Origin of the sequence: Asticcacaulis biprosthecium C19 (assembly GCF_000204015.1) — a bacterium.
GTDB lineage: Bacteria > Pseudomonadota > Alphaproteobacteria > Caulobacterales > Caulobacteraceae > Asticcacaulis > Asticcacaulis biprosthecius.
The window spans coordinates 562616-566953 of record NZ_GL883077.1; the positions used below are offsets into that span (position 1 = coordinate 562616).

The 4338-nt window shown below is 63.6% G+C and carries 4 protein-coding genes; 3 read left to right on the top strand and 1 reads right to left on the bottom strand.

Going from position 1 to position 4338, the window contains the following annotated elements; genetic code table 11:
- The first annotated feature begins 10 nt into the window (after positions 1-10).
- Both pbpC and ABI_RS26080 read left to right on the top strand, forming a co-directional pair.
- Positions 11-1906 (top strand): penicillin-binding protein 1C, encoded by a 1896-nt coding sequence (gene pbpC / locus ABI_RS02935; protein WP_006271335.1) that lies wholly within the window; start codon positions 11-13, stop codon positions 1904-1906.
- Positions 1825-2106 (top strand): hypothetical protein, encoded by a 282-nt coding sequence (locus ABI_RS26080; RefSeq protein ID WP_245531284.1) that lies wholly within the window; start codon positions 1825-1827, stop codon positions 2104-2106. Before pbpC ends, ABI_RS26080 begins: the two co-directional genes overlap by 82 nt.
- A 46-nt stretch (positions 2107-2152) precedes the next feature.
- On the opposite strand, the gene ABI_RS02940 is transcribed toward ABI_RS26080, so the two are convergent.
- Positions 2153-3811, bottom strand: coding sequence for an MFS transporter (locus ABI_RS02940; RefSeq protein WP_006271337.1), 1659 nt, complete (start codon positions 3809-3811; stop codon positions 2153-2155).
- 170 nt (positions 3812-3981) lie between these two features.
- Here ABI_RS02940 and ABI_RS02945 point away from each other — a divergent pair, with 170 nt between their 5' ends.
- The gene (locus ABI_RS02945; protein ID WP_006271338.1) at positions 3982-4212 is read left to right on the top strand and encodes a hypothetical protein; all 231 of its coding nucleotides are present in this window, start codon (positions 3982-3984) and stop codon (positions 4210-4212) included.
- Positions 4213-4338 lie beyond the last annotated feature (126 nt).

The following is a 4338-nucleotide window of genomic DNA, read 5'->3' on the forward strand; positions in this document are numbered from 1 at the left end:
GAAGAAAAAAATGAAACTTCCCACCTTGCATTTCGACCGATTTATCCCGCGGCTGGTCAAGGTCCTGACCGGCCTCGTGGCCGTGCAGGTCGTCGTCGCCGCGCTGAACCTCGTCCTGCCGCCGGATATGCATAAGGCGACTACGGCGTCGGCGGTGGCGCTGGACCGCAATGGCACCTGGCTGCGGGCGCTGCCGGTCGACAACGGCCGCTGGCGGATTCGCGCCGATCTCGACCGCACCGACAAGACCTTTCTGAAGCGGCTGATCCAGGTCGAGGACGAGCGCTTCTACCTCCATCCCGGTGTCGATCCGATGGCGATCGTGCGGGCGTTTTCGTCGAACCTGCGAGCCGGCGGGATCGTCTCCGGCGGGTCGACCATCACCATGCAGACGGCGCGGCTGCTGTCGCCACACGAACGCTCCTATGGCAACAAGTTCATCGAGATCTTGCGTGCCGTCCAACTGGAGATGCGCTATTCCAAGCGCGAAATCCTGGCCATCTATCTCAGCCTGGCGCCCTATGGCGGCAATCTCGAAGGCGTGCGCGCGGCGTCGCTGAGCTATTTCGGCCATGAACCCGAAAGCCTGACGCTGGGCGAGCAGGCTCTGCTGATTTCTCTGCCCCAAGCGCCGGAAGCGCGCCGCCCTGATCGCAATCCGAAAACGGCCCTGGAGGCGCGTAACCTGATCCTGCAACGCATGGCGGGGGCGAACATCATCGGTAGCGGCACGGCGGAGGAGGCCATGGCCGAGCCCATGGTGACCAAGCGCTTCGTCTTTCCAGCCATCGCCTGGCACACGGCGGGGCGGATGGCGTCGGAGGTCAGGGGCCTGCAAGCGACGGTGGTCACCACGATCGACGCCAACCTTCAACAGCAGTTGGAGGTCATGGCGGCGCGCACGGCGGCCGAGCAGGGACCCAATTCGTCGGTGGCCATCATCGTGATCGATATCAAGACCCGCGGCGTGCGTGCCAGCGTTGGATCCGGCGGGCTGGAGCGGGCGGGTGGCTGGATCGACATGACACGCGCCCTGCGGTCGCCGGGCTCGGCGCTGAAGCCGTTCATTTATGGCTTTGCCTTCGAGGAAGGCGTGGTGGCGCCGGAGACGCGGATCATGGACTCGGCCACGCGGTTTGGTGATTATGAACCCGAGGATTTCGACCGCGTTTTCCATGGCGAGGTGTCGGTCAAAGAGGCCCTGATCAATTCGCTCAACGTGCCGGCGGTGGCAGTGTTGAATAAGATCGGGCCGGATGCCTTCGAGGCGCGGTTCGATGCCGTCGGGGTGAAGCTGGTGCGGCCCAAGACCGGCTTGCACGATGCCGGTCTGGCTCTGGCGCTGGGCGGAGAAGGTATCCGGCTGGACGATCTCGCCTTGCTGTATGCGGCCCTGGGCGACCATGGGCTGGCAAAGCCTCTGGTTTACCGGCTGAGCGATGAGACCCGGCCGGTGCTGGGGCAGAGGCTGTTGCGGGCGGATGCGGCCGACAAGGTGGTGGCGATTTTGCGCGAAACGCCGTCGCCGGCGGGGCGGCTACCGGGCGCCTTGATGAAGGAGGCCAACCGGCCGGCCTTCAAGACGGGGACGTCCTACGGCTATCGCGATGCCCTGGCGGTTGGGGTGGCCGGGGGTATGCCGTGCTGGTGTGGACCGGCCGACCTGACGGTGGGGCGCGGGCGGACCAGACCGGGCGCGAGGCGGCGGCGCCTTTGCTGTTTGACGTTTTTGATCAAATCCAGGCGCCGCCACGCCTTCCCCAGGCCCTGGCACCATCCAGGGCGCCGACAGCTCTGGAGCAACTGGGTGGTCAGACGGGCAAGGTGTCGATCCTGTTCCCGCCCCAGGGGGCGACCGTCTATGTCGAGGTTATGGGCAAGGATAGTCAGGGCCGGTTGGTGCTGAAGCGGCCGTTGAAGCTGTCGGCTCGCGGGTTACGGCCGGTCGCCTGGTATATCGATGGGGAACCGCTGGGGCTGGATGAGTCGGGGGAGTTCGCCTGGTTGCCGCCGGTCGAGGGGTTCTATGATCTGACGGTGATCGACGCGGCTCAGCGGGTCGATAAGAGCCACGTCCGGATCGTGGCGGTTGAGGCGGTGAAGTGAGTTTCGGGTGCAGGGTCCCTCGGACCCTGCCCGCCGGAGGCACTGCTTACTCCACTGTGCTGAGATCGCGGCCCTTGGTTTCCTTCATGAAGAACAAGGCAACGACAATGGCGATGATGCCGGTGATGACCGGGTACCACAGGCCGAAATAGATATTTCCGGCGGCGGCGACCATGGCGAAGGACAGGGCCGGCTGAAGCCCGCCGAACCAACCGGTACCAATATTGTAGGGCAGGCTCATGGCGGTGTAACGGACACGGGTCGGGAACATCTCGACCAGGGCCGAGGCCATGGGGCCGTACAGCGCGGTACAGGCGATGGCGAAGACGCAAAGGACGCCGAACATGGCCCACAGATTGGCCTTTTTCGGATCGGCCTTGGCAGGGTAGCCGGCGGCAACCATGGCCGCCTTGACGTCAGCCGTTGCCTTCGCCTTGACGGCCTTGATTTCGTCCTTGGTCAGGCCCTGGCCCGACGGCAGCACGATATTGGCCTCGCCGATTTTGATCGTGGCCGAGGCGGTGCCGGTGGCCTCCGCCTGATCGGTGTAGGGCACGCCCAACGCGGTCACGGTGCTCTTGGCCAGGTCACAGGGGGTGGTAAACTGGGCGGTGGCCAGCAGGTCGAACTGGAAGGTGCACTGAGCCGGGTCGGCAGCGACGATGACGGGTGCGCGTTGCGAGGCGGCTTCGAGGTCAGGATTGCCGAATTTCATCAGGGCATTGAAACCCGGGAAGAAGGTGAGGCAGGCCAGGGCCATGCCGAAGATCATGACGGGCTTGCGGCCCACCTTGTCCGACAGACGGGCGAAGAAGATATAGAGCGGCGCCGAGACCAGCGTCATGCCGATGATCAGCAGGTCCTTTTGCTGGGGCTCCAGCCGGACGATGCGCTCCAGGAAGACCTGGGTATAGAAGAAGCTGGTGTACCAGATAACGCCCTGGGCGGTCATGAAGCCGAACAGAGCGACCAGCATGCCTTTGAGGTTGTTCCAGCGGGTGAAGATCTCCGACAGGGGCGACTTGGCGATCTGGCCCTGGTCGTGCAGGGCTTTGAAGGCGGGGCTTTCGGCGGTCTTGGCGCGGATATAGACCGAGACGATCAACAGGCCGGTCGAGATCAGGAAGGGAATGCGCCAGCCCCAGTCGGCAAACTTGGCTTCGTCGCCGATGACGAAACGGGTCAGCATGATAACGCCCAGGGCGGCGATCAGGCCGAAGGCCGCCGAGGACTGGATCCAACTGGTATAGGCGCCGCGCTTGTCGGCGGGGGCATGTTCGGCGACGTAGATGGCGGCGCCGCCATATTCACCGCCCAGGGCAAAGCCCTGGACGACGCGAAGGAAGACCAAGAGGACGGGGGCGAGAGGGCCGGCCTGAGAATAGGTCGGCAGGCAGCCGATCAGGATGGTGGCCACGCCCATGATGATGATGGTCCACAGGAAGGTGCCTTTGCGGCCCTTCTTGTCGCCGATAATCCCGAAGACGATGGCGCCGACAGGGCGGGCGATGAAACCGACACCGAAGGTCAGCAGGGTCAAGATGGTGCCCAGGGTGCCCGATACGCCGGCGTAGAAGTTCTGGGCGATGATGGTCGTCAGGGCGCCGAAGATGAAGAAGTCGTACCATTCGAAGGTGGTGCCGGCGGCCGATGCCGCGACGATGGTCTTGAGACCTTTTTGGGTTTCCGCTTCGTTTGCCGACATCTATCGCCCCTGTTGGTGCCCGTTTGAGCTTATGCCGTAACGATGTGACGGAAAGCCGGCGGAAAGACAAGGGGTGTGGCTGGTCACGTGGTGATTTTGCGGTTAAGGTGGCGTTAAGGTTTTTGAGTTTGGCCTAGGGCCCGTATCTGGGGCTCGTATCTGGGGGTCGTATGAAGTTTCTGCAAATCACGCGCGCGCCGGAGGGCTTGACCTCCTATGCCAAGGTCAATCGCGCCCGTCCGGTCCAGACCCTGATCACCGTTGTCGAGGCTTTGCTGAGCTTGGTCGGGGTGGCGGTGTTGATCCTGTGGGCCTGGCAGGGGTCGTTTGGCGAGGCCGGCGCCATGGTCGACAAGTCGATCGCCTGTGCCTGGGGTTGGGCGGCGGGATTGATTAAGTAGCTGAAATTATGTTGAAATTCGTCTTGTATTCGTCTCTCCACATGAGGCGATAGCCACGGCGTGCCTGAAGAGCTGAGGACTTTCGGCCCCTACAGTTTCCGGCCGAACCAACCCCTCACCCCCACC